General features: G+C 70.3%; 23 protein-coding genes. 20 read left to right on the top strand and 3 right to left on the bottom strand.

The window, feature by feature from the left end; translation table 11 throughout:
• The first annotated feature begins 127 nt into the window (after positions 1 to 127).
• Positions 128 to 1,810, top strand: a complete 1,683-nt coding sequence (locus F3H57_RS02570) for a chloride channel protein (RefSeq protein WP_149754289.1) — start codon at positions 128 to 130, stop codon at positions 1,808 to 1,810.
• A gap of 290 nt (positions 1,811 to 2,100) precedes the next feature.
• Here F3H57_RS02570 and F3H57_RS02565 read toward each other — a convergent pair whose 3' ends face one another.
• The 3 genes from F3H57_RS02565 to cobT form a co-directional block, all read right to left on the bottom strand.
• The gene (locus tag F3H57_RS02565; protein WP_149754288.1) at positions 2,101 to 2,445 is read right to left on the bottom strand and encodes a DUF427 domain-containing protein; all 345 of its coding nucleotides are present in this window, start codon (positions 2,443 to 2,445) and stop codon (positions 2,101 to 2,103) included.
• A 54-nt stretch (positions 2,446 to 2,499) separates the two neighbouring features.
• Entirely contained in the window at positions 2,500 to 4,305 is a 1,806-nt protein-coding gene (locus tag F3H57_RS02560; RefSeq protein ID WP_223162918.1) for an aminopeptidase P family protein, read from the bottom strand.
• 100 nt (positions 4,306 to 4,405) lie between these two features.
• Positions 4,406 to 6,283: a cobaltochelatase subunit CobT gene (gene cobT / locus F3H57_RS02555; RefSeq protein WP_149754287.1), complete on the bottom strand. Its 1,878-nt coding sequence runs from the start codon at positions 6,281 to 6,283 to the stop codon at positions 4,406 to 4,408.
• 208 nt (positions 6,284 to 6,491) lie between these two features.
• Between cobT and F3H57_RS02550 the strand changes: the two genes are divergently transcribed.
• From F3H57_RS02550 to F3H57_RS02460, 19 genes are all read left to right on the top strand, one after another.
• Complete coding sequence (locus tag F3H57_RS02550) at positions 6,492 to 7,304, top strand: TIGR00282 family metallophosphoesterase (RefSeq protein ID WP_149754286.1); 813 nt, start codon at positions 6,492 to 6,494, stop codon at positions 7,302 to 7,304.
• Between the two features lie 115 nt (positions 7,305 to 7,419).
• Positions 7,420 to 9,189 carry an SLC13 family permease gene (locus F3H57_RS02545; protein WP_394349813.1) on the top strand — a complete coding sequence of 590 codons (1,770 nt, stop codon included), beginning with the start codon at positions 7,420 to 7,422 and terminating at the stop codon, positions 9,187 to 9,189.
• Between the two features lie 180 nt (positions 9,190 to 9,369).
• Complete coding sequence (locus tag F3H57_RS22735; RefSeq protein WP_262504483.1) at positions 9,370 to 9,504, top strand: hypothetical protein; 135 nt, start codon at positions 9,370 to 9,372, stop codon at positions 9,502 to 9,504.
• Positions 9,505 to 9,613: 109 nt separating this feature from the next.
• Complete coding sequence (locus F3H57_RS02535) at positions 9,614 to 10,987, top strand: DNA-packaging protein (RefSeq protein ID WP_149754284.1); 1,374 nt, start codon at positions 9,614 to 9,616, stop codon at positions 10,985 to 10,987.
• Between the two features lie 103 nt (positions 10,988 to 11,090).
• Positions 11,091 to 12,305 (top strand): phage portal protein, encoded by a 1,215-nt coding sequence (locus F3H57_RS02530; protein WP_149754283.1) that lies wholly within the window; start codon positions 11,091 to 11,093, stop codon positions 12,303 to 12,305.
• Positions 12,298 to 12,525 carry a GTA head formation protein, RCAP_rcc01685 family gene (locus F3H57_RS02525; protein WP_149754422.1) on the top strand — a complete coding sequence of 76 codons (228 nt, stop codon included), beginning with the start codon at positions 12,298 to 12,300 and terminating at the stop codon, positions 12,523 to 12,525. The genes F3H57_RS02530 and F3H57_RS02525 overlap by 8 nt, the downstream gene beginning before the upstream one ends.
• A gap of 20 nt (positions 12,526 to 12,545) precedes the next feature.
• Positions 12,546 to 13,091 carry an HK97 family phage prohead protease gene (locus F3H57_RS02520; protein WP_149754421.1) on the top strand — a complete coding sequence of 182 codons (546 nt, stop codon included), beginning with the start codon at positions 12,546 to 12,548 and terminating at the stop codon, positions 13,089 to 13,091.
• Positions 13,092 to 13,126: 35 nt separating this feature from the next.
• Positions 13,127 to 14,311 carry a phage major capsid protein gene (locus F3H57_RS02515; protein ID WP_149754282.1) on the top strand — a complete coding sequence of 395 codons (1,185 nt, stop codon included), beginning with the start codon at positions 13,127 to 13,129 and terminating at the stop codon, positions 14,309 to 14,311.
• A 130-nt stretch (positions 14,312 to 14,441) separates the two neighbouring features.
• Positions 14,442 to 15,035: a head-tail connector protein gene (locus F3H57_RS02510; protein ID WP_149754281.1), complete on the top strand. Its 594-nt coding sequence runs from the start codon at positions 14,442 to 14,444 to the stop codon at positions 15,033 to 15,035.
• Positions 15,032 to 15,370, top strand: coding sequence for a head-tail adaptor protein (locus F3H57_RS02505; protein ID WP_149754280.1), 339 nt, complete (start codon positions 15,032 to 15,034; stop codon positions 15,368 to 15,370). The genes F3H57_RS02510 and F3H57_RS02505 overlap by 4 nt, the downstream gene beginning before the upstream one ends.
• Complete coding sequence (locus F3H57_RS02500) at positions 15,367 to 15,774, top strand: DUF3168 domain-containing protein (protein WP_149754279.1); 408 nt, start codon at positions 15,367 to 15,369, stop codon at positions 15,772 to 15,774. Before F3H57_RS02505 ends, F3H57_RS02500 begins: the two co-directional genes overlap by 4 nt.
• Before the next feature lie 27 nt (positions 15,775 to 15,801).
• Entirely contained in the window at positions 15,802 to 16,221 is a 420-nt protein-coding gene (locus F3H57_RS02495; RefSeq protein ID WP_149754278.1) for a phage major tail protein, TP901-1 family, read from the top strand.
• On the top strand, positions 16,221 to 16,541 hold the full coding sequence (locus F3H57_RS02490; RefSeq protein ID WP_149754277.1) for a gene transfer agent family protein: 321 nt from the start codon (positions 16,221 to 16,223) through the stop codon (positions 16,539 to 16,541). Before F3H57_RS02495 ends, F3H57_RS02490 begins: the two co-directional genes overlap by 1 nt.
• 1 nt (position 16,542) lies before the next feature.
• Positions 16,543 to 16,737, top strand: coding sequence for a rcc01693 family protein (locus tag F3H57_RS02485; RefSeq protein ID WP_149754276.1), 195 nt, complete (start codon positions 16,543 to 16,545; stop codon positions 16,735 to 16,737).
• On the top strand, positions 16,734 to 17,390 hold the full coding sequence (locus tag F3H57_RS02480) for a phage tail tape measure protein (RefSeq protein WP_149754275.1): 657 nt from the start codon (positions 16,734 to 16,736) through the stop codon (positions 17,388 to 17,390). The genes F3H57_RS02485 and F3H57_RS02480 overlap by 4 nt, the downstream gene beginning before the upstream one ends.
• A gap of 13 nt (positions 17,391 to 17,403) precedes the next feature.
• A complete protein-coding gene (locus tag F3H57_RS02475; protein WP_149754274.1) occupies positions 17,404 to 18,036 on the top strand; it encodes a DUF2460 domain-containing protein in 633 nt (210 codons plus the stop codon).
• Positions 18,033 to 18,914 carry a DUF2163 domain-containing protein gene (locus F3H57_RS02470; protein WP_149754273.1) on the top strand — a complete coding sequence of 294 codons (882 nt, stop codon included), beginning with the start codon at positions 18,033 to 18,035 and terminating at the stop codon, positions 18,912 to 18,914. Before F3H57_RS02475 ends, F3H57_RS02470 begins: the two co-directional genes overlap by 4 nt.
• Positions 18,911 to 19,342, top strand: a complete 432-nt coding sequence (locus F3H57_RS02465) for an NlpC/P60 family protein (RefSeq protein ID WP_149754272.1) — start codon at positions 18,911 to 18,913, stop codon at positions 19,340 to 19,342. The genes F3H57_RS02470 and F3H57_RS02465 overlap by 4 nt, the downstream gene beginning before the upstream one ends.
• Before the next feature lie 47 nt (positions 19,343 to 19,389).
• Positions 19,390 to 23,283, top strand: coding sequence for a baseplate multidomain protein megatron (locus F3H57_RS02460; protein ID WP_149754271.1), 3,894 nt, complete (start codon positions 19,390 to 19,392; stop codon positions 23,281 to 23,283).
• The last annotated feature ends 9 nt before the right edge of the window (positions 23,284 to 23,292 follow it).

Raw genomic sequence — 23,292 nt, 5'->3', positions numbered from 1 at the left:
CGCGCAATTTCGCGGCTTCGTCGCAGGCTTTGCGTGGTTTTCGCGAGCGTGGGCCTTGGCCGGGCGGGCGAGACGTCCTAAGCCGGGGCCGCTGCGGCGGGCATCGCGCCGCTTGGCCCGGGGAAGCATGGACGGCAGGGACGGCATTCCGCGACCGGTGAAAGACGCCATGGGCCGTGTGCGGCGGGGGTGGGATTTCCTGCGCCATGCCGGGCCGAGCCAGGTGCAGTTCTGGTTCATCGCGCTGGCCATCGGCATCGCCGCCGGTGTCGCCGCGCTGATCTTCCGCCTCGGGATCGAATGGCTGCAATCGACGCTCTACGGGGTCGACGACCCCAGCCTGCTGGCCAGTTTCGCCGCGCGACTCTACTGGCCCTGGCTCATCGCGATCCCGGCGCTCGGCGGTATCGCGGTGGGCATCATCGTGCATTTCTTCACGCCGGACGGGCGCATCCGCTCGGTCTCGGACGTGATCGAGGGGGCGGCGCTGAACGACGGCCGGCTCGAGGGACGGGCCGGGATGGCCTCTGCGCTGTGTTCGTGGATCACGCTGTCGACGGGCGGATCGACCGGGCGCGAGGGACCGGTGGTGCATATCGCCGCGATGATCTCGTCGCGGGTCGCGAACCTCATCCATGCCGACGGCATCACCGGGCGCGATCTTCTGGGCTGCGCGGTGGCGGCGGCGGTGTCGGCCAGCTTCAACGCCCCCATCGCCGGGGCGATCTTCGCGCTGGAGGTGATCCTGCGGCATTTCGCGCTGCACGCCTTCGCGCCCATCGTGATCGCCTCGGCCGCGGGCACGGTGATCAACCGGCTCGCCTTCGGAGACGTCACGGAGTTCCGGCTGCCCGGGACGACGACGGTGGAGTTCTACCTGGAGCTTCCCGCTTTCCTGATCCTCGGCCTGGTCTGCGGCGTCGTGGCGGTGGTGACGATGCGGGCGATCTTCTATTCGGACGACCTTGCCAGCGCGTGGCAGGATCGGCTTGGCCTGCCCAACTTCCTGCGGCCGGCGGCGGCGGGCCTGATGCTCGGCGTCATTGCGATCTGGTTCCCGCACATCATCGGGGTCGGTTACGAGACCACGTCGCTGGCGCTGACCGGGAGCCTGTCGGCTGAACAGGCGGTGATCTTCGTGATGATCAAGGTCGCCGCGCTGTCGATCACGATGGCGGGTCGCATGGGCGGCGGGGTGTTCTCGCCTTCATTGATGATCGGGGCGCTGACCGGGCTGGCCTTCGGGTTGATCGCGACGGGCCTGTTTCCGAACCAGTCGGGGTCGCACACGCTGTATGCGCTCGCGGGGATGGGGGCGGTGGCGGCGGCCGTGCTGGGGGCGCCGATCTCCACCACGCTGATCGTGTTCGAGCTGACGGGCGACTGGCAGACCGGCCTTGCCGTGATGGTGTCAGTGTCGATGTCGATCGCGGTGGCCTCGCGGCTGGTGGATCGGTCGTTCTTCCTCACGCAGGTCGAGCGGCGGAACGTGCATCTGGCCGCGGGGCCGCAGGCCTATCTTCTGTGCATGTTCCGGGTGCAGGGGCTGATGCGCAAGCCGACCGACCTCGGGGCGGCGGATACCGAAGTCTGTCTCGAGATGATCGAGAAAGGCGTTTCGGTAAACGTCTCCGCGACTCTGGAGACAGCGCTGCCTCGGTTCGAGGAGACCAGCGCGGAGTTCCTGCCGGTCGTGCGCCGGTCGCCGGAGACAGGGACGCTGGAGCTACAGGGGGCGCTGTTCCACGTGGATGCGCTGAAGGCCTACAACCGGGCGCTGGCGGCGACGGCGGAGGAAGAGCACAGCTGACCTCGGCGTGGAGCGGGTGCCATGCGGTTCTCGTGATCGTTGTCCAACCGCGGAATAAAGGCCGATAGGCCGCCGCGGATCGCCGGGCCGCCCCCTGGACCGGCGATTTGGTAGGTTTGGCGCGGCGCGCCGAGGTCTTGCCGAGGTGGCTGCGGTAAAGCGCGCTGCTCGGACGGCGGGATCGCCGGTCCGCGGCCCGGCGCTGCGCGGCCCCGCGCCACATGTGAACGGGGTCACGGCGCGGAGCCAAGGCCGAAGGCCGCCGCGCCCCGACGATGGTGCGGCGCCGGTCAGAGCTGCTCCACCGTCACCCCGTCCTGTTCCTGGAAGGCGAGGTAGCCCTTGATGGCGGACACCGCCTCGTGCGGGCTCTCGTAGCTCCAGACGGCGTTCAGGTAGGTCCGGCTCTTGGACATGATGGAGAAATACACGGCCTCACCCTTCTTGGGGCAGGTCGACACATGGTCGGTCCGGTCGAGAAGCGCCATCGCGATGTCGTCGCGTGGGAAGTAGATCACGTCCGGATAGCCGGTTTCGCTCAGTTCCAGCGCGTTCGCGGATTCGCCCAGAACGGCGCCGCCCGCGCGCACCACCCATGTGCCGTCGGCGGGGCGGATCTTGATATCGTCGCTCATGGTTTCTCCCTCGTTGGATGTTCTCTATGCCCCGCGCGGGGTCACAGGATTGTGTCACAGCGGCGCACAGGCCGTGTCCAGCCATGCGCGCGTCTCGGCGTCCAGTTCCGGCGCAAGTCGCGCGTGGCAGGTCGCGTGGTAGGCGTCGAGCCAGTCACGCTCGGCCCGGGTGAGCATCTCGGCCACGATCAACCGGCGGTCGATGGGCACGTAGGTCAGCGTCTCGAAGGTCAGCATCTCGCTCACGGTGGCGCCCGGGATCTCGGGCGCGGGCTGCACCACCACGAGATTCTCGATGCGGATGCCGTAGGCGCCCTCACGGTAGAACCCCGGCTCGTTCGACAGGATCATGCCGGGTTCGAGCGCGACCGTGCCGCTGCGCGAGAGCCGCTGCGGGCCCTCGTGCACGCTGAGATAGGCGCCGACGCCGTGGCCGGTGCCGTGGCCGTAGTCGCGCCCCGCCTCCCACAGCGGCACGCGCGCCACCGCTTCGAGATCGCGGCCGGCGAGACCGCGGGGCCAGCGCAGGCGCGAGACGGCGATCATCCCGCGCAGAACGCGGGTGAAATCGGCGCGCTCGGCCGCCCCGACACTGCCGACGGGCATGGTGCGGGTGATGTCGGTGGTGCCGTCGCGGTACTGTCCGCCCGAATCGACCAGAAGCAGCTGGCCATCCTCCACGCGCGCGTTGGTCGCTTCGGTCACCCGGTAGTGCACGATCGCACCATGCGGGCCGGAGCCCGAGATCGTGTCGAAGGAGATGTCGAGCAAGGCGCCCGTGGCGCGTCGCTCGGCCTCCAGCCGGCGCACCACGTCGATCTCCGTCAAGCTCCCGGGCGGCTGCGAATCGAGCCAGGCGAGGAAACGCACCATCGCGGCGGCGTCGCGGGCATGGGCGGCGCGGGCGCCGGCGATCTCCGCCTCGGTCTTCTTCGCCTTGGGCAGAAGGCAGGGATCCTGTGCCTCCTCGATCGCGGCGCCGGCGGCGCGCAGGATGTCCGCGACGGCAACGGGGCAGGTGGCCGGGTCGATCCGTACCGGGCCCTCGAGCGTGGCGAGGGCATCCGCGAAGCTGTCGGGCGGGGCGACGGTGACGCGCTCGCCGAGATGGTCGCCAAGCTCCGCGATCTTGTCCGCGGCGATGAACAGTGTCACCCGCCCGCCCGCGTGCAGGATGGCGGTGGCGTGCGGCACGGGGTTGCGCGGGATGTCGCTGCCGCGGATGTTCAGGAGCCAGGCGATGCTGTCGGGCTGGGTGATCACCGTCGCGTCGGCGGTCCCCAGGTCCTTGGCGAGCGCTTCGATCTTGTCGGCATGGGCACGGCCCGCCAGCGCTTCGGATTGCGCGCTCACCGGTCCGAGCGGCGCCTCCGGCTGATCCTCCCAGATCCGGTCGACGAGGTTGTCGCCGCGCACGAAGGTCACGCCTGGAGCGCCCTTCTCGAGGCGCGCGAGCCCCTCGACCGTGGTCAGCCAGGGATCGAGTCCGACGCGGCCACCGTCGGGCAGCGCCTCGGCGATCCAGTCCCAGGGCTGCGTGGCGGGCCAGTCGACGGGCGTGAAGTCCTCCGCGACCTGGCCGCGCACCTGCAGCCGGTAGCGCCCGTCGATGAACACTCCGGCGCGATCCGCCAGCACGACGCACAGGCCCGCCGACCCGGTGAACCCCGTCAGCCAGGCCAGCCGGTCGTCGCGCGGCGCGACGTATTCGCCCTGATACATGTCGGCGCGCGGCACGATCGTCCCGTCCAGCCCTTCGCGCTTCATCTCGGCGCGCAGCGCCGCGAGCCGCGGGGGTCCCTGCTCGGGCCGCGCGCTTTCGGCGAAACTCTGAAGCGGAGCGTCCCCGTCTCCTCTCACGCCGTCCTCCTGCTTCTTTGGGCTGGAAATACTCCGGGGGGTCCGGGGGGCAGAGCCCCCCGGCGGGTCGGATCGGCCGCAGGCCGATCCGAAACCGCGCTCAAGAGGCGCGCCGGATCCCCATGACGCGCGCCCGCGCCCGGGGATCGCTATCGAAGAGCGAGGCCAGCTGTTCGGTCATCGCCCCGGCGAGCTGTTCGACGTCGGTGATCGTCACCGCGCGGTCGTAATAGCGCGTCACGTCGTGGCCGATGCCGATGGCCAGAAGTTCCACGGCCTTCTTGCGCTCGACCATGGCGATGACGTCGCGCAGGTGCTTCTCGAGGAAGTTCGCCGGGTTCACCGACAGGGTGGAATCGTCCACCGGTGCGCCGTCCGAGATCACCATGAGGATCTTGCGCGCCTCGGGCCGGCCCTGAAGCCGCCGGTGCGCCCATTCCAGCGCCTCGCCGTCGATGTTTTCCTTCAGCAGGCCCTCTTTCATCATCAGGCCGAGATTCTCGCGCGTGCGCCGCCAGGGCGCGTCGGCGCCCTTGTAGATGATGTGGCGCAGATCGTTGAGTCGGCCCGGCTGTTGTTCGCGCCCGGCATTGAGCCAGGCCTCGCGGGCGAGACCGCCCTTCCAGGCGCGGGTGGTGAAGCCCAGGATCTCCACCTTGACCGAGCAGCGCTCCAGCGTGCGCGCCAGCACGTCCGCGCAGATCGCCGCGATCGAGATCGGCCGGCCGCGCATCGACCCCGAATTGTCGAGCAGGAGCGTCACGACGGTGTCTCGGAACTCCATGTCCTTCTCGACCTTGAAGGACAGCGGCGTCGTCGGGTTGGCGACCACGCGTGCCAGCCGGCCGGCGTCGAGGATGCCCTCTTCGCGGTCGAACTCCCACGACCGGTTCTGCTGCGCCTGAAGGCGCCGCTGCAGCTTGTTGGCCAGCCGCGACACCGCGCCCTTGAGCGGATCGAGCTGCTGGTCGAGATAGGCGCGCAGACGTTCGAGCTCCACCGGGTCGGCGAGGTCCTCCGCGCGGATCTCCTCGTCGAAGGTGGAGTTGTAGACGGTGTAGTTGGGATCGGCCTCGGAGGGCGCGGGGGCCGGCGGCGGCTCCATCGGCGCATCACCCTCGGGCAGCTCGGTCTCCTCGCCCATCTCCTGGTCGGCCATCTCGTCGGCCGAGACCTGGGCCTGCTGGGCCTCGTCGGTCTGGTCCTGGCTCTGTTCGGGGGAGGCGTCGGGATCGTCCTCGCCCGACTCGTCGTCGCCGGTCGAATCGGTGTCCTGCTCGTCCTCGGCGCCCTCTTCGGCGTCGTCCTGCGCGTCGTCGTCGAACTCGTCGGGATCGTCGCCGATCTGGTCGCCGTAGCCGAGATCGGTGATCACGCGCCGGGCCAGCCGCGCGAATTCCGTCTGGTCGGCGAGCGCCGCGTCGATATCGCCGAGGGCTCCGCCGGCCTGCGAATCGAGGTGCCCGCGCCAGAGCTCCATGACGTTGCGCGCGCCCTCCGGCAGGTCGCGCCCGGTGGCGAGGTGGCGCACGTAATAGCCCGCCGCGGCCGAGAGCGGCACGTCGGAGGCGTCCGTGACCTCGGCGTAGCCCTTGCGCGCGGCCTCGTGGCCGATCTTGGCGTCGATGTTGCCGGCGGTGCCGGGCATGTCGCGCGCGCCCATCGCCTCGCACCGCGCGACCTCCATCGCCTCGTAGATCTCGCGCGCCATGTCGCCCTGCGGGGCGTAGCGCGCATGCGTGCCGGCGTCGTGGTAGCGGCGGTGCAGGGCCAGCGCGTCGGCGGTGCCGCGCGCCAGCAGTACCTCGTCCACGCCCATGCGGCGCGAGATCTGCGGCAGGCGCATCGCGTCGCCGGAGACGCCCGATGGGTCGACGGTGTAGCTGACCGTGAGTTCGGAATCGTGCGCCATGACCTTGGTGGCCTCGGCGAGCGCCTTCTTGAACGGATCGGCCGGGTTGTCGGAGTTCTTCGCCATGGCCCTTCTTGTCCCCCCGATCCGGCCGCTTGGCAAGGGGGGCGATCGGCCCTGAACGAGCGTCATTCGGGCGCGTCCGTGGGCGTTCGCGGCGAAAACGGCTTTCAGGGGACAGGGACGCGTCACGGGCGGCCGAAGGTACCGTCATCGCGGTACTGCGCCGGTTTGCGCTTTGCTTTTGGCGTCGGCGCGACTAAGGGGCGGGGCCATGCGAATTCTGTTTCTGGGCGACGTGATGGGCCGGGCCGGCCGCGAGGCCGTGGCGGAGCGGCTGAAGGCCCTCCGCGAGGCCTGGCGCGTCGATTTCTGCATCATCAACGGCGAGAACGCCTCGAACGGCGCCGGGCTCACCGGCGATCATGCCAAGCTCCTGTTCGAGGCGGGCGCCGATTGCGTCACTCTGGGCGATCATGCCTTCGATCAGAAGGACATGCTGCAATACATCGAGGGCGAAAGCCGCATCGTTCGGCCGCTGAACTACGCCAAGGGGGCACCGGGGCGTGGCCATCGGCTGTTCACCGACGGGCGCGGACGCAAGGTGCTGGTGGTGCAGGTGCTCGGCCAGGTGTTCATGAAGCGGCCGTTCGACGATCCGTTCTCTGCGATGGAGACGGCGCTGAAGGCGCATCCGCTGGGCGGGCAGGCGCAGGCCATCGTTGTTGTTTTGCATTGTGCGGCGACCTCCGAGAAGATGGCGATGGGCCACGTGTGTGACGGCAAGGCGAGCCTCGTGGTCGGCACGCATACCCATGTGCCCACCGCCGATGCGCAGATCCTGCCGGGCGGGACGGCGTACCTGACCGATGCGGGCATGTGCGGCGACTACGATTCAGTGATCGGGATGGAGAAGGCGGAGCCGCTGCGCCGGTTCATCACCGGAATGCCCAAGGGCCGGTTCCAGCCGGCCGGAGGGCCGGCGACCCTGTCGGGCGTCTTGGTGGAGACGGACGACCGCACCGGCCGCGCCAGCGCCGTGCACATGATCCGCGACGGCGGACGGCTTCAGCCCGCGACACCGTGACCCGGAGGCCACGGGGCGGCAACGGCCCGCTTGTGCCACCCGTTCGGCTTCGACAATATGACCAGTGGCCTTTCAACGGGCCGCAGGCGGCAGGATTGCGGGCAAAATGGACTTGATGAGCCTCGGGCAGAATACCGATGCCCTGATTGCGATCGCCGTGATCGTCGTCATGTTCGGCTTTTTCGTCAGCGAGATCTATCCGACCGAGGTCGTTGCGCTCGGCGGCGTCGCGACCCTGCTGGCGACCGGTGTTCTGCCCTATGAGGCGGGGCTCGACGTGCTGGCCAATCCCGCGCCCTGGACCATTGCGGCGATGTTCCTGGTCATGGGCGCGCTGGTGCGCACCGGATCGCTGGAGGCGGTCACGTCGGTGGCGCAGTCCGGCGCGGAGAAGCGGCCGCGGCTCGCGCTCGTGGGACTGTTGGCGCTGGTCGTCATAGCCTCCGCCTTCATGAACAACACGCCGGTGGTCGTGGTGATGCTGCCGATCTTCGTGCAATTGTCGAAGACGCTGGGGCTGTCGCCCTCCAAGCTTCTGATCCCGCTGAGCTACGTGGCGATCCTTGGCGGGACCACGACGCTGATCGGCACCTCCACCAACCTGCTCGTAGACGGTGTGGCGCGCACGCGAGGGCTGGAGCCTTTCACGATTTTCGAGGTCACGCCGCTGGCGCTGGTCCTGGTGGTCTGGGGCGTTCTTTACCTGCGTTTCGTCAGCCCGTTCCTGCTGCCCGAGCGCGAAAGCATGGCGGGGATGCTGTCGGACCGCAGCCGGATGAAGTTCTTCACCGAGGCGGTGATCCCCCCGGACAGCAACCTGATCGGCCGCGACGTGCTGGGCGTGCAGCTTTTCAAGCGTGAAGGCGTGCGTCTGATCGACGTGGTCCGGGGCGACGTGTCGCTGCGCCGCGACCTCGAAGGGGTCCAGTTGCAGGTCGGGGACCGCGTGGTGCTGCGCACGCAGATGACCGAGCTTCTGAGCCTGCAGCGCAACAAGTCGCTGAAGCGCGTCGACCAGGTGTCCTCGGTGGAGACCACCACGGTGGAGGTCCTGATCACACCGGGGTGCAAGATGGTCGGGCGCAGCCTGGGGGCGCTCAGGCTGCGGCGCCGCTACGGGGTCTATCCGCTGGCGGTGCACCGGAGGAACCAGAATATCGGCCGACAACTCGACGATCTCGTGGTGCGCGTGGGCGACACGCTGCTGCTGGAGGGGTCGCCGGCGGATATCTCCCGCCTCGCCGAGGAGATGGCGCTGGTCGATGTCACGCATCCGACGGCGCGCGCCTTCCGGCGCGGCCACGCGCCGATCGCGCTGGGCGCTCTGGCGGGGATCGTGGTGCTGTCGGCGCTGGGCATGGCGCCGATCCTGGCGCTTGCGGTGATCGCCGTGGCGGTGGTGCTGCTGACCCGCTGTATCGACGCCGACGAGGCGTTTTCCTTCGTCGAGGGTCGCCTGCTGGCACTGATCTTCTCCATGCTCGCCATCGGCGCGGCGCTGGAGAGTACCGGCGCGGTGGAGCTGATCGCGCAGGCGCTGGTGCCATATCTGGGAGAATTGCGCGGCGTGTTCATCATCTGGGCGGTGTTCCTGATGACGAGCGTGCTGACCGAGATGGTCAGCAACAACGCGGTCGCGGTGGTTGTCACGCCGATCGCGATCTCTTTGGGCGAGGCGCTGGGCGTCGATCCACGGGGCCTCGTCGTCGCCGTGATGGTGGCGGCCTCGTGCAGCTTCGCCACGCCCATCGGGTATCAGACCAATACGCTGGTCTACGGGCCTGGGGGCTATCGTTTCGTCGACTTCATGAAGGTGGGGATCCCGCTGAACCTGAGCGTCGGCATCCTGTCGGCGCTGCTGATCCCGCTGATCTGGCCGCTCTGAGCCGGATCCCGGGCGCCGTAAGGCCGCCTATGGCGTATTCTGAATGAATGATTACGGACCGGTGCCGCAGGGCAAGGCGGCATTACGCTCCCTCCGCTAGCTTTCCGTTTCGCGCTGCCCCGTACCCGGTCATGTGCCGCGGCGGGGCCTTAACCGGCGCGGTTCAGGAAAGGTGGGTTCATGGCTTTGATAACGTTGGAAGATCGGTTGTCCGATCTCGAAAGGGATCGTGACGCCATCGCGGAAACGCTGCGCTCGATCCAGACCGAACTTCACGATCTGCGCGCCCGGGCGGAAGCTGGGGAACTGGGTTAGCGGACGGAGGCCGGAAAGCTTCTGTCGGACGTGCGCTACTGGCTCAAGGCCGCGCGCGAGACCGAGACCGAGATCAACACCGTCCGCAAGCAACAGGCAGGGATCGCCCATGCATACGCCGTCGACCTCGAAGCTGCCCGAAACGAAATTCGCTGCCGGCTCCATCGCCTCAAGCGATGCTGCAAGTCTTGAGCGCTGGCTGGCGGGGCTCGGGCAGGGCGCGGAACTGGCGCTGCCCTATCTCTTCGAGGTCTGGGCGATGCCGCACCAGTTGCCGCCCGAGGGCGACTGGCGCGCCTGGGTGATCCTGGGCGGGCGCGGCGCGGGCAAGACCCGCGCCGGCGCCGAATGGGTGCGCAGCGTGGTCGAGGGGTCCAAACCCCTCGATCACGGTCGGTGCCGGCGGCTGGCGCTGGTGGGCGAGACGCAGGACCAGGTGCGCGAGGTGATGATCTTCGGCGACAGCGGGATCATGGCCTGCTCGCCGCCCGACCGGCGGCCCGAATGGAAAGCCTCGCGCAAGTGCCTGGTCTGGCCGAACGGGGCAGAGGCGATGGCGTTCTCGGCGCACGAGCCCGAGGGGCTGCGCGGGCCGCAATTCGACGGCGCCTGGGTGGACGAGCTGGCCAAGTGGAGGAAGGGCCAGGACACCTGGGACATGCTGCAATTCGCGCTGCGGCTGGGGGAACGCCCGCAGGTCTGCGTGACCACGACGCCGCGCAACGTCGCGGTGCTCAAGCGCCTGCTGGAGGCGCCTTCCACGGTCAGCACCCATGCGCCGACCGAGGCCAACCGCGCCAACCTTGCCGAGAGTTTCCTTCAGGAGGTGCGCGCGCGCTATGCCGGCACGCGGCTGGGGCGGCAGGAACTCGACGGCGTTCTGTTCGACGACGTGGAGGGGGCGCTCTGGACCGAGGATCTGCTCGACGGGGCGCGGGGGCAGGACGTGCCGGTCTGCGGCCGCATCGTCGTGGCGGTCGATCCGCCGGCCTCTTCGGGCGCGAAGGCCGATACCTGCGGCATCGTCGTCGCCGGGCTGCGGCAGGGCGGGCAGGGGCCGGACGATCTGCGCGCCGTGGTGCTGGAGGATGCCAGCGTTCAGGGGCTGGGGCCGTCCGGCTGGGCGCAGGCCGCTCTCGATGCGATGGCGCGCTGGCAGGGCGACCGGCTGGTGGCCGAGGTCAACCAGGGCGGCGACATGGTGGAGGCGGTGATCCGCTCTCTCGATCCGCACGTGCCGCTGACCAAGGTCCATGCCAGTCGCGGCAAGGCGGCGCGGGCCGAGCCGGTGGCGGCGCTCTACGAACAGGGGCGGGTGGCGCATGCGCCGGGGTTCGAACTGCTGGAAGAGCAGATGTGCCGGATGACGGCGCAGGGCTACGAGGGCGCGGGGTCGCCGGACCGGGTGGACGCGCTGGTCTGGGCGCTGACCGATCTGGTGTTGCGCGCGCCGCGCTCGCGCCCGGCGCTGCGTACGCTGTGACATCCGCATCTTAAAGGGCCGGTCATAGATTGGTTTTCGATCCGGGAGCGGGCAGGCGCCCAGCCCCCGGACCACGCCAGGACGAACAAAGGGAACGGTGCGCATGGTCTTTCAGCTCTTCCACCGGAACGCGGGCGAGGCCCCCGAGGCGAAGGCGAGCGCGACCGGTCCCGTCGTCGCCTACGCCACCGCCGGGCGCGTCGCCTGGAGCCCGCGGGACACGGTGTCGCTGACCCGCACGGGGTTCGCGGGCAATCCGGTCGGGTTTCGCGCGGTCAAGCTCATCGCCGAGGCCGCCGCGGCGCTGCCGCTGGTCCTGCAGGACGCCGAGCAGCGCTTCGAGGCGCACCCCGTCCTGTCGCTGCTGGCGCGGCCGAACCCCGGCCAGGGCAAGGCGGAGCTGCTGGAGGCCCTCTTCGGTCAGCTCCTGCTGTCGGGCGACGCCTATGTGGAGGCGGTCGCGGGCGAGGCGGGCGCCCCTTTCGAGTTGCACGTGCTGCGCTCGGACCGGATGCGTCTGGTGCCGGGGGCGGACGGCTGGCCGGTGGCCTACGAATACAGCGTCGGCGGGCGCAAGGCGCGCTTCGACGTGACCGAGGTGCCGGCGATCTGCCACGTGCGCAGCTTTCACCCGCAGGACGACCATTACGGCCTGTCGCCGATGCAGCCCGCCGCCGCGGCGATGGACGTGCACAATTCGGCCTCGCGCTGGTCCAAGGGGCTTCTCGACAATGCGGCGCGGCCCTCGGGCGCGATCGTCTATACCGGCGCGGACGGGGCAGGCGGCCTTTCGCCAGACCAGTACCAGCGGCTGGTGCACGAGATGGAGGCGTACCACCAGGGCGCGCGCAATGCCGGCCGGCCGATGCTGCTGGAAGGCGGGCTCGACTGGAAGCCGATGGGCTTCTCGCCCGCGGACATGGAGTTCCAGAAGACCAAGGAGGCGGCAGCGCGCGAGATCGCGGTGGCCTTCGGCGTGCCGCCGATGCTGCTGGGCATCCCCGGGGAGGCGACCTACGCCAATTATCAGGAGGCGCACCGCGCGTTCTATCGTTTGACGGTGCTGCCGCTGGCGACGCGCGTGGCGGCCTGCCTTGGCCACTGGCTGTCGCAGTTCACCGGCGAGGTGCTGGAGCTCAAGCCCGACCTCGACCAGGTGCCGGCGCTGTCGGCCGAGCGCGACGCGCAATGGGCGCGCGTCGCCGGGGCGAGCTTTCTGACCGACGCGGAGAAGCGCGCGCTTCTCGGCCTGCCGCCGCTGCCGGCGCCCGAAACCGGCGAAGGAGGCGCAACCGATGCGGACGCGGACGATGGCTGAGCCGCGCGGCGACTATGAGCCCTTCGCCTGCGCGCCGGGGCTTAGGCTGGAGGCGCACGAGCGGCTGTCGGACCTGCAGTTCGGCAACATCTCCGACCGGCTCGACCGGATCGAGGCGCTGATGGAGCGGCTCGAGCGCCGGCTCTGGCTGGCGGTCTACGGCGTCTGCGCGGTGATCCTGGCGCAGGCCTTCCAATCCATACTCAGCGTGGCGCCGTGAGGCGGGAAAAGGGGCAGATGATGCAACTGGAAACCAAGTTCTGCAGCTTCGAGGCGGACCTGACCGTCGCCGAGGGCGCCCGGATCGAGGGCTATGCCTCCTATTTCGGGGCCTGCGACCAGGGCAACGACGTGGTCGCCAAGGGCGCCTATGCCGCGTCGCTGAAGCGGCTTTCGGGCGAGGGGCGCGCGGTCAAGATGCTGTGGCAGCACGATCCGTCGCAGCCCATCGGCGTCTGGGACGAGGTGCGCGAGGACAGCCGGGGGCTCTACGTGAAGGGCCGCATCCTCGACTGCATCGAGAAGGGCCGCGAGGCGGCGGCGCTGATCGCGGCGGGGGCCATCGACGGGCTGTCGATCGGCTACCGGACGCTGAAGTCCACCAAGACCGACAAGGGCCGGCGGCTCTTGACCGAACTGGAGCTGTGGGAGGTGTCGCTGGTGACGTTCCCGATGCTCTCCAGTGCGCGGGTGCAGGCCAAGGGCGAGGAAAGCCCCGAGGCGGGCGCCCTGCGCGAGATGGCGCAGGCGCTGGAGGCCGCGCGCCTTGACCTGACGGGCGGCTGACGCGGCCCCGACCAGACCGAAGGACCAAGAGACCAATGAGTGAAACCGAGACCCGTTCTCGGACCGGGGAAGACGTGTCTCCGGCCCTCCGGGTGGGGACCGCGATCGCGGGCCTCGTCCAGGACGTCAAGGCCATGCGGGCCGACCTCTACGCGAAACTCGAAGCACAGGAAGAGCGAGTGACCATGCTTGATCGTAAATCCGTGGCGGCGGCCCGCCGCCCCGCCCTGGCGTCCTCGGCCGAGACCGAAGCGCCGCACCAGAAGGCGTTCAACGCCTACCTGCGCACCGGCGACGACGACGCCCTGCGCGGCGTCGAGCTGGAGGGCAAGGCGCTCTCCACCGCGATCAACTCGGACGGCGGCTACCTCGTCGATCCGGCGACCTCGGAGATGATCCGCTCCACGCTCGCCTCGACCGCGTCGATCCGCGCGGTGGCCAACGTGGTGAACGTGGAGGCGACGTCCTTCGACGTGCTGATCGACCGCAACGACGCCGGCGCCGGCTGGGCGAACGAGACCGATCCGACCGCCGAAAGCGGCACGCCGACGATCGAGCGCATCTCGATCCCGCTCTACGAGCTCAACGCGATGCCGAAGGCCTCGCAGCGTCTGCTCGACGACAGCGCCTTCGACATCGAGGCGTGGCTGGCGGGGCGTATCGCCGACAAGTTCGCGCGCGCCGAGGCGGCCGCGTTCGTCAGCGGCGACGGCGCCGACAAGCCGCGCGGCTTTCTCGACCACCCCGCGGTCGCCAACGACAGCTGGGCGTGGGAATCGCTCGGCTACGTGGAGAGCGGGTCGACCGCGGATCTGGGCACCGGCGACGGCCTGATCGAACTGGTCTACGCGCTGCCGGCACCCTACCGGGCGAACGCCACGTTCGTGTGCAACTCCAAGACCGCGGGCGCACTGCGCAAGCTCAAGGACGTCGACGGCCGGCATCTGTGGGCCGACGGGTTCGCCGCGGCGGAGCCGGCGCGGCTTCTGGGGTACCCGGTGCTGATCTCCGAGGACATGCCGGATGTGGGCGCAGGCGCCTTCCCGATCGCCTTCGGCGACTTCGGCCAGGGCTACACGATTGCCGAGCGCCCGGATCTGCGGGTTCTGCGCGATCCGTTCAGCGCCAAGCCGCACGTTCTGTTCTACGCCGCCAAGCGCGTGGGCGGCGACGTGTCGGACTTCGCGGCGATCAAGCTGCTGCGCTGCGCGAGCTCGTAAGGCGCCGCGCGGGGCGGTTCGCCGCCCCGCGCCGTGGCCCCATGGCCCGAATTGGCGGGGCGGCCAGCCGCCCCGGCCCGGCTGCACGACACGCGCGGCGGCCTGTCCCGGTGAGCGGAGAGACACGACCATGATCCTGACCAAAGAAACATCCGTGCCGGACGCGGCGCTGCCAGTCGATGCGCTGAAGCACCATCTGCGGCTCGGCTCCGGCTTTGCGGCGAGCACCGTGCAGGACCCCGTGCTGACGTCTTTCCTGCGGGCGGCGATGGCGGCGATCGAGGCGCGCACCGGCAAGGCGCTGCTGCAACGAGACTTTGTCCTGACGCTGGAGCGCTGGGACGATCCCGAGGCGCAGCCCTTGCCTATCGCGCCGATCGCACATCTGAGCCAGGTGACGATCACCGACCGGACCGGCACCGCCGAGTATCCGGACATCTTCCGGTTCCGGACGACGGCCGACATGCACGCGCCGCGCCTGCGCTACCAGCAGCGCCTTTTGCCCCGCATTCCCGAGGGCGGCAGCGCCGAGATTCGCTTTACCGCCGGCTACGGCGAGACCTGCGACGACCTGCCCGCCGACCTCGTGCAGGCGGTGATGCTGCTGGCGGCGCATTATTACGAATACCGCGACGCGACCGCGCTGGGCGAGGGCTGCATGCCGTTCGGCGTGACCTCCCTCGTTGCCCGCTATCGCCAGATGCGCGTGGGGTTCACGTCATGAGCGCGCCGCGACTGACCTGCGAGCTGACGCTCGAGGCGCCGCAAAAGCTGCCCGACGGGGCCGGCGGCTTCGCCGAGACGTGGCAGGCACTCGGCACGCTCTGGGGGGCGGTGGAGGCGCGGTCGGGCCGCGATGGCGGGAGCGCCGGCGGGCCGGTGGCGCTCACCTCCTACAGGATCATCGTGCGCGGCGCCCCGATGGGCGATCCCGCGCGCCCCGCTCCCGGCCAGCGCTTCGTCTTCGAGACCCGCCGCTTCGTGATCGAGGCGGTGGCCGAGCGCGACCCGGCGGGCCGCTACCTGACCTGCTTTGCCGAAGAGGAGATCGCCGCATGAGCTATGCCACCGCGCCGGCCCTTCAGGCCGCGATCTACCAGGCGCTGACCGCCGATGCGGCCGTGGCCGCCGCCACGGGGGGCCATGTCTACGACGCCGTGCCCTCGGGGACGCTGCCCGCGCTTTACATGACGCTCGGCGCCGAACGGGTGCGCGACGCCTCGGACGGGACGGGCCATGGCGCCTGGCATGATCTCAACGTGTCGGTCGTCACCGCAGCGGCCGGCTTTCAGGCGGCCAAGGACGCCGCCGCCGCCGCCTGCGACGCGCTGTGCGGCGCGGGCCTGCCGATGGCGCGGGGGCGGCTTGTCTCCTTGCGCTTTCTCAAGGCCCGCGCCCGCCGCGAAAGCGACGGCACGCGGCGCATCGACCTGACCTTCCGCGCCCGCGTGGAAGCCGACTGACCCAACCCAGCGAACGGAGTGACCGATATGCCAGCCCAGAACGGCAAGGATCTTCTGATCAAGGTGGACCTGACCGGTGACGGCCAGTTCCAGACCATGGCGGGGCTGCGCGCCTCCCGCGTGAGCTTCAACGCCGAGACGGTGGATGTCACCACGCTCGACAGTGCCGGAGGCTGGCGCGAGCTTCTCAGCGGCGCCGGGGTGCGGTCGGCCGCGATCTCGGGCTCGGGCATCTTCAAGGACGAGGCGACGGACGAACGCGCGCGGCAGATCTTCTTTGACGGAGAGACGCCGGCTTTCCAGGTGGTGATCCCCGATTTCGGCACCGTCGAGGGGGCGTTCCAGGTGACCGCCATCGAATACGCCGGCAACCACGACGGGGAGGCGACCTACGAGGTCTCGCTCGCCTCGGCGGGGGCGCTGAGCTTCGTGGCGGCGGCAAGCTGATGGTCAATCCCTGGCGCGGAGAGGTCGAGATCGTCCTCGACGGCGAGACGCGGGTGATGCGCCTCACCCTCGGGGCGCTTGCCGAACTGGAGGCCGAGCTTGGCGAGGACAGTCTGGTGGCGCTGGCCGTGCGGTTCGAGGCGGCGCGCTTCACCTCGCGCGACGTGCTGGCGGTGATCGTCGCGGGCCTGCGCGGCGGCGGCTGGCCGGGGGGCGCGCAGGAGCTTCTGGCCGCCGATATCGCCGGCGGCCCGATGGCGGCGGCGCGCGCGGCGGCGGAGCTTCTGGCCCGCGCCTTCGCCCTGCCGGGCGAGGGCTGAGATGCGCGTCGCCTGGGCCGAGCTTCTGCACGCGGGCCTGCACGGCCTGCGCCTCAGGCCCGAGGAGTTCTGGGCGCTCACCCCGGCGGAGCTGCGGGTGATGCTGGGGGCGGGCGGCGGTGCGCGGGCGATGGACCGCTCCCGGCTCGACGCGCTGATGGCCGCCTTTCCCGACATGACGGAGGATCCCGAATGACCGACTTCGACGGACTGGACGAAGAGATCGAGGCGCTGGAGGCCTCGATGGCCGGCGCCGGCACCATGGCCAGCGCCTTTCACGGCGAGATGGAGCGCATCCGCGCCACGTTCGAGCAGTCGAGCGCCGGCGCACGGCGCTTCGAGAACGCCATGAGCCGGGGCGTGTCGCGCGCCATCGACGGCGTTGTGCTCGACGGGATGAAGCTGTCGGATGCGCTGCGCACCGTGGCGCAGTCGATGATCGACGCTTCCTGGCGCGCGGCGGTAAAGCCGGTCGCGGACCATTTCGGCGGCATGATCAGGCAAGGCGTCGGGTCGATCTTCGGCGACTTCGCCCCCTTCGCCAAGGGCGGCGCCTTCACCCAGGGGCGCGTGACGCCGTTCGCCAATGGCGGGATCGTGTCGCAGGCGACGGCCTTTCCGATGCGCGGCGGCACCGGGCTCATGGGGGAGGCGGGGCCGGAGGCGATCATGCCGCTGACCCGCGGTTCGGACGGCCGGCTCGGCGTGCGCGCCGAGGGCGGCGGCGACCAGCCGGTGAGCGTGGTGATGAACATCACCACCCCGGACGTCGAGGGCTTCCGCCGCAGCCAGACCCAGATCGCCGCGCAGATGGGCCGGATGCTCGCGCGCGGCCAACGCAACCGCTGAGACCGGAGGCCCCATGTCCTTTCACGAGATCCGATTTCCCGCGCGCCTCAGCTTCGGCTCCGTCGGCGGGCCGGAGCGCAAGACCGACGTGGTCACGCTCGCCTCGGGCGCGGAGGAGCGCAACACGCCCTGGGCGCATTCGCGGCGGCGCTACGACGCCGGCGTCGGCCTGCGCTCGCTCGACGATATCGAGGCGCTGGTGGCCTTCTTCGAGGCGCGGCGCGGCAAGCTGCACGGCTTTCGCTGGAAGGACTGGGCCGACTACAAGTCCTGCCTGCCCTCGCGCGAGCCCGATTACCGTGACCAGGTGATCGCGCGCGGCGACGGGCGGACCGTCTCCTTCCCGCTCTGCAAGCTCTACCGCTCGGGCGACCAGACCTACCGGAGGCCGATCGAGAAGCCGGTCGCCGGCACCGTCACGGTGGGCGTGCAGAGCGTGGAGCAGCGCGAGGCGGTGGATTTCGAGATCGATACCGCGACCGGCCTCGTGACCTTCGAGGTCGCGCCGTTCGTCGGTGCCGCGATCACCGCGGGCTTCGAATTCGACGTGCCGGTACGCTTCGACGCCGACCGGATCGAAACCTCGGTGGCCAATTTCCGCGCCGGCGAGGCGCCCTCGGTTCCGGTGATCGAGGTGCGGACATGAGCGAGGCGGCGCTGCACGACCACCTCGAAACCGGGCTGACCACGGTGGCCCGCGCGTGGGAGGTCAACCGCACCGACGGCGTGAGCTTCGGCTTCACCGATCACGACCGCGACCTGACCTTCGCCGGCCGCACCTTCCGCGCCGATAGCGGCCTCACGGCGCTGGCGCTGCAGCAAGGCACGGGCCTGTCGGTCGACAACACCGAGGCGCTGGGCGCTCTGTCGGCCGATGCGATCACCGAGGCCGATATCGAGGCCGGCCGCTTCGACGACGCCGAGGTGGTCGCCTGGCTCGTCAACTGGGCCGACACCTCGGCGCGCAAGATCCTGTTCCGCGGCTTCATCGGAGAGATCCGGCGCGAGGAAGGGGCCTTTCACGCCGAGCTGCGCGGGCTGGCCGAGAAGCTCAACCGCCCGATCGGGCGGGTCTACCAGGCGCCGTGCACCGCGGTTCTGGGCGATGCCGCCTGCGGCTTCGACTTCGCCCAGCCGGGCTATCTCTGGGAAGGCCCTTTGGCGTCGGCCGAGGACGGGCGCCGCTTTTCGCTCGGGGCCATCGGCGGCTTCGATCCCGACTGGTTCCGCCGCGGCCGGTTCGAGGTGCTGGAGGGGCCGGCCGCCGGCCTTTTCGGCTGGGTCAAGCGCGACGAGACGCGCGGCAGCGCGCGCGTGATCGAGCTGTGGGAGCCGATCCGGGCGGAGATCCGGCCGGGCGACCGCGTGCGCGTTCAGGCCGGCTGTGACAAGCGGATGGAGACCTGCCGTCTGAAATTCAACAACCTTCTGAACTTCCAGGGCTTCCCGGACATCCCCGGCGAGGACTGGCTGACCGTGCATCCGACCGAGGCCAAGGCGCTCGGCGGCGGGAGCCGGCGATGAGCGGGCGGGCCGACATCGTCGCCGCCGCGCGCGGCTGGATCGGCACGCCCTATATCCACCAGATGGCGGCGAAGGGCGCGGGATGCGACTGCCTCGGCCTTCTGCGCGGCGTCTGGCGCGAGGTGCAGGGGCCCGAGCCCGAGCGCCCGCCGGCCTATACCCGCGACTGGTCCGAACCTGCCGGGGAGGAACGGCTCTGGGCCGCCGCCCTGCGCCACCTGTCGCCGCGCCCGCGCGGGGCGCCCGAGGCGGGCGATGTGCTGCTTTTCCGGATGCGCGACGGATCGGTCGCCAAGCATCTCGGCATCGCGACGGGGCCGGCGGCGTTCCTCCACGCCTATTCAGGCCATGGCGTGATCGAAAGCGCGCTGTCGCGCCCCTGGGCGCGCCGCGTGGTGGCGCGCTTCGCCTTTCCCGATCCGCGCTGAGCGGCGTGCCGCCGCCTCTGCCCCCAAAAGATCCAGGAGATTGACCGATGGCGACCCTTCTTCTCTCTGCCGCAGGCGCGGCGATCGGATCGTCGGTCGGCGGCTCGGTGCTCGGCCTCTCGATGACCGCCATCGGCCGCTTCGCCGGCGCCACGCTCGGCCGCGTGATCGACAAGCGCATCATGGGCCAGGGCGCCGAGACGGTGGAGACCGGCCGGATCGAGCGTTTCCGCCTCACCGGCGCCTCCGAAGGCGCGCCCATCGCGCAGGTCTACGGGCGGATGCGCGTCGGCGGGCAGGTGATCTGGGCCTCGGAGTTCGAGGAACACGTGAAGACCTCGGGCGGGGGCGGCGGCAAGGGCGGCCCGCCCAAGCCCAAGGTGAAGACATACAGCTACAGTGTGAGCCTCGCGCTCGCCGTCTGCGAGGGCGAGATCGGCGGTATCAACCGCGTCTGGGCCGACGGCGCCGAGATGCCGGTCCGCGATCTGAACATGCGCGTCTATACCGGTACGCACGGCCAGCTTCCCGACCCGAAGATGGAGGCGATCGAGGGCGTCGGCTTCGTGCCGGCCTATCGCGGCACCGCCTACGTGGTGATCGAGGATCTGGGTCTCGGCCGCTTCGGTAACCGGGTGCCGCAGTTTTCCTTCGAGGTGGTGCGCCCCTCGGTCGCGGCCGATGACGTGCCGCAGCTCATCCGCGGGGTCGCGATGCTGCCGGGGACGGGCGAGTATTCCCTCGCCGCCACACAGCAGCATCTGGTGTTCGGGGAAGGGTCGTCGCAGCTCGTCAACGTCAACTCGCCGTCCGAAGAGCCCGACTTCAACACCTCGCTTCGCATGATGCGGGACGAGCTGCCCAATAACGACGCGGTGTCGCTGGTGGTCAGCTGGTTCGGCGACGACCTGCGCTGCGGGACGTGCCGCCTGCGCCCCAAGGTCGAACAGACCGAGTTCGACGCCAAGAAGATGCCGTGGCGGGTCTCGGGCCTCACCCGCGACACCGCCGAAGAGGTGCCGAAGATCGACGGCCGCGTGATCTACGGCGGCACCCCCGCAGACGACGCGGTGATCGAGGCGATCGAAAAGCTGCGCGAAGAGGGGCAGGCCGTCCTCTACTACCCGTTCATCCTGATGGAGCAGCTCGAGTGCAACGGCCTGCCCGACCCCTGGACCGGGGCCGACGATCAGGCCGTGCTGCCCTGGCGCGGACGCATCACGCTGTCGGTCGCGCCGGGGCGGGAGGGCACGCCCGACAAGACCGCCGCCGCGCGGGCCGAGGTCGACGCCTTCTTCGGCACCGCCGCCGCGGCCGACTTCGACGTCGCGGAGGGCCGCGTGGCCTATTCCGGCCCGGACGAATGGAGCTTTCGCCGTTTCATCCTGCACAACGCCGCACTTTGCGCCGCGGCGGGCGGGGTGGACAGCTTCTGCATCGGCTCGGAGATGCGCGCGCTCACTCAGATCCGCGACGATACCGGCTTCCCCTCGGTCCGGCACCTGCGCACGCTCGCCGCGGAGGTGCGCGCGCTGCTGGGGCCGGAGACGAAGATCGGCTATGCCGCCGACTGGTCGGAATATTTCGGCTACCACCCGCAGGACGGCTCTGGCGACGTGTGGTTCCACCTCGATCCGCTCTGGGCGGACCCCGAGATAGATTTCGTCGGCATCGACAATTACATGCCGCAATCGGACTGGAGGGACGAAGAGGATCACGCCGCCGCCTACGGTTCGATCTACGATCTGGATTACCTGCTGGCCGGCGTGGCGGGCGGCGAGGGGTACGACTGGTATTACCCCACGCCCGAGGCGCGCGCGGCCCAGCGGCGGGTGCCGATCACCGACGGCGCTCATGGCGAGCCGTGGGTCTACCGCTACAAGGATTTGCGCAACTGGTGGTCGCGGCGGCACCACAATCGCCCCGGCGGTGTACGCGCGGCGACCCCGACCGCGTGGGAGCCGATGTCGAAACCGATCTGGTTCACCGAGGTCGGCTGCCCCGCCGTCGACAAGGGCACCAACCAGCCGAACGTGTTCCTTGACCCGAAGTCGTCCGAAAGCTTCCTGCCGCGCCATTCGAACGGACTTCGGGATGAGTTGATCCAGCACCAGTATTTGCAGGCGCTGCACCTCTACTGGGGCGATCCGGGGCACAACCCCGTCTCGCCCGAATACGGCGGGCGGATGATCGACCTGTCGCGCACTTTCGTCTGGGCCTGGGATGCACGCCCCTATCCGTGGTTCCCGGCGCTGGGCGACACCTGGGCCGACGGCGGCAACTGGCGGCGCGGGCACTGGATCACCGGGCGCGCCTCGGCGCAGACGCTGGCCGCCGTGGTCACGGCGATCTGCGCGCGCGCCGGGCTGACCGACATCGACACCTCCGCGCTCCACGGCTTCGTGCGCGGTTACGCGGTGCCCGAGGTCGGCGACGCGCGCCGTGCGCTGCAACCCCTGATGCTCGCCTACGGCTTCGACGCGATCGAGCGCGGCGGCACGCTGGTCTTCCGCATGCGCGGCGGGGCACCCGCCACCGAGATCGACGAAAGCGGGCTGGCCCTGTCGGCGGACCTCGACGCCCGCCTGATCGAGACGCGCGCGGCGGAGGCCGAGATGGCCGGCCGCGTGCGCCTGCGCTTCTTCGAGGCGGACGGCGACCACGACACGGTAGCCGAAGAGGCGATCCTGCCCGACGACGCCACGCACGCGATATCGGAAAGCGACGTGGCAGTGTCGCTGACCCGTGCCGAGGGGCGCCAGATCGCAGAGCGCTGGCTGGTGGAGGCGCGGCTCGCCCGCGAATCGGTGCGCTTCGCGCTGCCGCCCTCGCGCCTGCCGCTGGGCGCGGGCGACGTGGTCTCGCTGTCCGGCACGCGGTTTCGCATCGACCGGGTGGAGGTCACCGACCGCCAGATCCTGGAGGCTGTGCGCATCGACCCCGGCACCTACGTGCCGTCCGAATTTCCGGACACAGCCGCCAACCTGCGCCCCTTCGTGCCGGCGGTGCCGGTGCTGCCGGTCTTCCTCGATCTGCCGCTGATCACCGGGGACGAGGCGCCGCATGCGCCCCACATCGCCATCACCGCGACGCCCTGGCCGGGGACCGTCGCGGTCTACGACGCGCCCACCGATGCCGATTACGCGCTGAACGAGATCATCGCGGCGCGGTCTGCCATCGGCCGCACCGAAAGCGCCCTGATCGAGGCGCCGGCGGGGCGCATTGACCGTGGCGCGGCGCTGCAGGTGCGGCTCTTCTCCGGCGCGTTCGAGGGGATCGACGACGAAGGGCTCCTCAACGGCGGCAACCTTCTGGCCATTGGCGACGGCACGCCCGGCGCGTGGGAGCTGATCCAGGCGCGCGACGTGCAGATGATCGGGCCGGGGCGGTGGCTCCTGTCGCACCGGCTGCGCGGGCGCTACGGCACCGACGGCGTGATGCCGCCCGTCTGGCCGGCCGGATCGCGGGTGGTGAAGCTCGACGGCCGCCCGGTGCAGATCGCCCTTGCCGCCAGCGACCGGCGGCAGGCGCGCCACTACCGGATCGGGCCGGCCCTGCGCCCCTACGACGATCCGTCCTATGTCGAACGGGTGGAGGCCTTCGACGGCGTGGGCCTGCGCCCCTACGCGCCGGCGCATCTGCGGGCCGTGCCGGACGGCGGCGGGCTCGGGCTGAGCTGGATCCGGCGCACGCGCATCGACGGCGACGACTGGTCGCTGCCCGACGTGCCGCTGGGCGAGGAACGCGAGGAATACGTCGTCCGCATCGAGCGCGGGCAGGACGTCCTGCGCGAGACCACGCGCGGCGGCCCGGACTGGCGCTATCCGGCCTCCGCCCTCGCCGAAGACCTCGCCGGCGGCGACGTCACCGTCGCGGTGGCGCAGATCTCCGCCCGCTTCGGACCCGGCCCCTTCGCCCGGCTGGCGGTGCCCGCACCGTAAGTCTTTCGG

Origin of the sequence: Roseivivax sediminis (genome assembly GCF_900112685.1) — a bacterium.
Classification (GTDB): Bacteria; Pseudomonadota; Alphaproteobacteria; order Rhodobacterales; family Rhodobacteraceae; genus Roseivivax; species Roseivivax sediminis.
Note: the sequence above shows the minus strand (reverse complement) of the source record. Positions and strands in the feature narration are given on the sequence as shown.